The 4006-nt window shown below is 35.8% G+C and carries 2 protein-coding genes; both read left to right on the top strand.

Annotation, left to right across the window (positions count from 1 at the left end):
- The first annotated feature begins 147 nt into the window (after positions 1-147).
- Entirely contained in the window at positions 148-2703 is a 2556-nt protein-coding gene (locus tag E1171_RS05725; RefSeq protein ID WP_222931407.1) for a M14 family zinc carboxypeptidase, read from the top strand.
- Positions 2704-2931: 228 nt separating this feature from the next.
- On the top strand, positions 2932-4006 hold a 1075-nt coding region (locus E1171_RS05720; protein WP_155204961.1), incomplete at its 3' end, for a serine hydrolase domain-containing protein.

The following is a 4006-nucleotide window of genomic DNA, read 5'->3' as shown; positions in this document are numbered from 1 at the left end:
TTTTATTAATTGTAAAACTTGCTATTTAAACCCCTTTTGTTGGTTCTTGAGGTTCCAAGGAAGGATTCTTTCTTTAACTTATTTCCCATTGATTTTATGAAATATTTTTTACCTTTTTTTCTTATTATGTTTCTAACGTGTCCCATTTTGCAAGCCCAGCAATCTAGGGAACAAGATTATTATCTTCCAATGGATATTTCCTACGACCCCAATGTTCCTACTCCTGAAGAAGTGTTGGGTTATCAAGTAGGAGATTGGCATGTACGACCTGATCAAATTTATGCTTATTTTAAAGCTTTGGCTAAAAATTCTGATAGGGTTACCCTTGAACATTATGGTAAGACTCATGAAGATAGACCTTTAATCGTAGCTGTTATTACTTCTTCTCAAAATCACAGAAAACTGGAGGAAATTAGGAAAGCACATGTGCGTTTAACAAAACCTTCGCAGTCAGGAAGTTTGGATATTTCAAATATGCCAGTTGTGGTATATCAAGGTTTTAGTGTTCATGGAAATGAACCAAGTGGTGCAAATGCTTCTTTGCTCTATGCATATTATTTGGCCGCAGTCCAGGGAAACGATATTGAGAAAAAATTAAAAAATGTAGTGGTCTTACTAGATCCTATGTTAAATCCTGATGGGATAGATAGATATGCCCAAAGAGTTAACCGGTTCAATAGTCCAAAAACTGTAGCGGATCCAAACGATATGGAGCATAGGGAGGATTGGCCATCGGGACGAACTAACCATTATTGGTTTGACCTTAACCGAGATTATTTATTGTTGCAACAACCAGAAAGTCAAGGTAGGATAAAGAAATTTTATGAATGGCGACCAAATATAGTTACAGATCATCACCAGATGGGACCAGGTTCTACTTTTTTTATGCAACCAGGTGTTCCCTCAAGGATTTACCCCTCTATTCCTAAAATGAATATTGAATTAACTCATAAAATGGCGGGTTTTCATTCTAAGGGATTGGACGAAATTGGGACCCTTTATTTTACTGAAGAGGGTTTTGACGATTACTATCCAGGTAGAGGCCCTACTTTTGGGGATCTGAATGGAGCTGTGGCTTCTTTGTTTGAGCAGGGAGCTTCAAGAGGTCAAAAGATTAAAAGTCCAAATGGAATTGTCAACTTTCCTTTCACCATAAAAAATCAGTTAACCACAGCCTTTACCACATTTGAGTCTGCTTTGGCCTTAAGGGAGGAGTTCTTACAATATCAAAGAGATTTCTACACCTCAGCTTTGGAATTGGGTAAAAAAGACCATCGGAAAGGATACGTGTTCGGTACCAATGATAAGACAAGTTTAAAGGCCTTCAACGCTATTCTTTTGCAATTGCAGGTGGAAGTCCAAGAATTGCAACAATCATTTAAATTTAAAAATAAAGTTTTTGAAGCGGGCAATGCTTATGCTGTATCCCTAAATCAGGCACAATACCGCTTGATTAATAGTCTCTTTGATAAAACTACTGAGTTTACCGATAGTCTTTTTTACGATGTTTCTGCCTGGACTTTACCATTGGCTTTTAATATTGATTATGCAACCTTAGATAGTAGGAACTTTAATGCTTTGAAATTAGGCAAACCATTAAAGTCCCTACCTGCCTATAAAGGAGGTGTTTTTGGAGGTGAAAGTGATTATGCTTATGTGTTTAAGTGGGAAGATTATTATGCTCCAAAATTTCTTAACCACCTGCTGGATGCAGGTCTAAGAACCAAAGTTGCGACCAAACCCTTTTCCATTCTAGTGGATAATAAAAAGATTTCATTTGAAAATGGAAGCATCATGGTACCTGTTAGTAATCAAGTGTTGGACGGTCAGAAGATCTTTGAGCTTTTAAATAAACTGGCGATGGAAAATGGCATTGATATATTTTCCGTAAATACAGGGTTAACTCCGAAAGGAATCGATTTGGGAAGCAGGAACTTTTCAACAGTGGAAAGGCCAAAAATTGCCCTATTAGCAGGACGTGGAGTAACTACGGGAGAAGCAGGGGAGGTTTGGCATTTATTGGCAGAGCGCTATCATACCGATTTAGTCAAAATTGATTTGTCATATCTTTCTTCGGTCAATTTGGAACGATACAACACTATAGTTATGGTTAATGGTTCTTATCGAGGAATAGATTCAAAGGTGGAGAATAAACTTAAGCTGTGGGTAAATAATGGAGGAACTATTATTGCTTTGAAAGGAGCTGCTAAATGGTTAACCGATAAAAAATTTATTGATTTAAAATGGAGATCTAAAAAGAAGGAAAATGGTGTCGTCTTTAATATGAAAGATTATTATGATGTAGTGCCTGAAAGGGGAGCCCAAAAAATTGGTGGAGCCATTTTTGAAACTATATTAGATCCCCATCATCCGCTAGGCTATGGTTACACTTCCTCCAGTCTTCCAATTTTTAAAAATGATGTCTTGTTTGCAGAACCAACAACTAATGCTTATGCTACACCTTTAGCCTATACTAAACAACCTTTGATGAGTGGGTATATTTCCCAGAAAAATGCTGAACTTATTTCTGGGGCTGCTGCTGTAACCGTTCATAGTTTAGGTAAAGGGAAAATTATAGCATTTGGCTTTAATCCTAACTTCAGGGCTTTCTGGTATGGCACCAATCGTTTGTTTATGAATGCTATTTATTTTGGGAAAACCATTAATAGTTCTACAACGGAAAAATTGAAGAAAAAGAAGTAAGGGGAATTGCTTTTTATTAAAAGAGGACCAGAAATTAATACTTCCCATATTTCCTTACCGATTAATTTTTGAGTTTCTTGTAAAATCAGTTTGGAAGTAGGTAGAGTATTTAAACTTTAGTTTAATTGCTGAAATATTGGATAAATAATTAATGAATTCTTTCTTACCAAAACTTTTATCTTCCTCTTTATTAATCATTTTGTTGTAAATTAAAATTGAAACAAGTCCATGAAAAACCCCCTTTTAATTATCTTGATTTTTGTTGTGTTAGGCTGTAGCTCTCCTTCAGTTTATAAAGGAAATATTAATGTCAAAGGGAAAGCTATTCTCACTGAATTTGAACACCTATTGAATAAAGCTTTAAAAGAAGATAATTTTAGGGGAAGCATATCAGCTGCGATTGTAAAAGGAAATAAAGTTATTTGGTCAAACGCTTATGGGCTTGCCGATAATGATAATAATATCTTTGCGGATACAACTACCATTTATCGTGCAGGTTCGATTACCAAGTCTTTCACTGCAGTTTTAATGATGCAGTTGATCGAGCAAAACATTATAAAATTGAGTGATCCTTTGGAGTTATATTTACCTGAAATACAAAATCTTGAAGGATATTCCGGAGAAACAAAAATCACCTTTCAACATTTAGCCAGTCATACATCTGGCTTAGTCCGAGAACCAAAAATGAAAGGAGTTGCTTCAGGGCCATTTAATCAGTGGGAAAGTAAATTGTTAGAAGCTATTAACAATACTGGTTTTCAGTCGAAGCCAGGAGAAAAATATCAATACTCTAATATTGGGTATGGTCTTTTGGGTTTGGCACTTTCTCGAGCAGCTGGAATGCCCTACACTGAATTAATAGAGGAACATTTGTTTAAACCATTAAAATTAAATAACGCTTATTTTATTGTTCCTAAGGAAAGAATGGAAAAGGTAGCGAAGGGGATGGCAGGTAAACCTGGGAATATTAATAAAGAAAGCCCAGCAAAACAGCATAGTGGTCGTGGATACAAGGTGCCTAATGGAGCCATTTATTCAACTCCCAATGATTTGGCAAAATTTATAATGGGAAATATGGGTTATTTTGATTTGTTGAGTAAAGAGAGCCTGGAATTAATGCAGACCGTCTACACTCCAGAAGGGTCTGAGGAAAATTATGGATTAGGGTTTAAAATATTTCAAACGGACGACATGAAAATCATAAACCATGGAGGTTCGATTTCCGGATATAAAGCTCAACTTTGTTTCGATAGGAAAAGCAGTTATGGAGTAGTATTAATGGTAAATTATAATAAGAAAAAAA

This window comes from Xanthovirga aplysinae (genome assembly GCF_009711365.1).
Lineage (GTDB): Bacteria > Bacteroidota > Bacteroidia > Cytophagales > Cyclobacteriaceae > Xanthovirga > Xanthovirga aplysinae.
The sequence above is the reverse complement of the archived record's forward strand: the minus strand, read 5'-3'. Positions and strand labels throughout refer to the sequence as shown.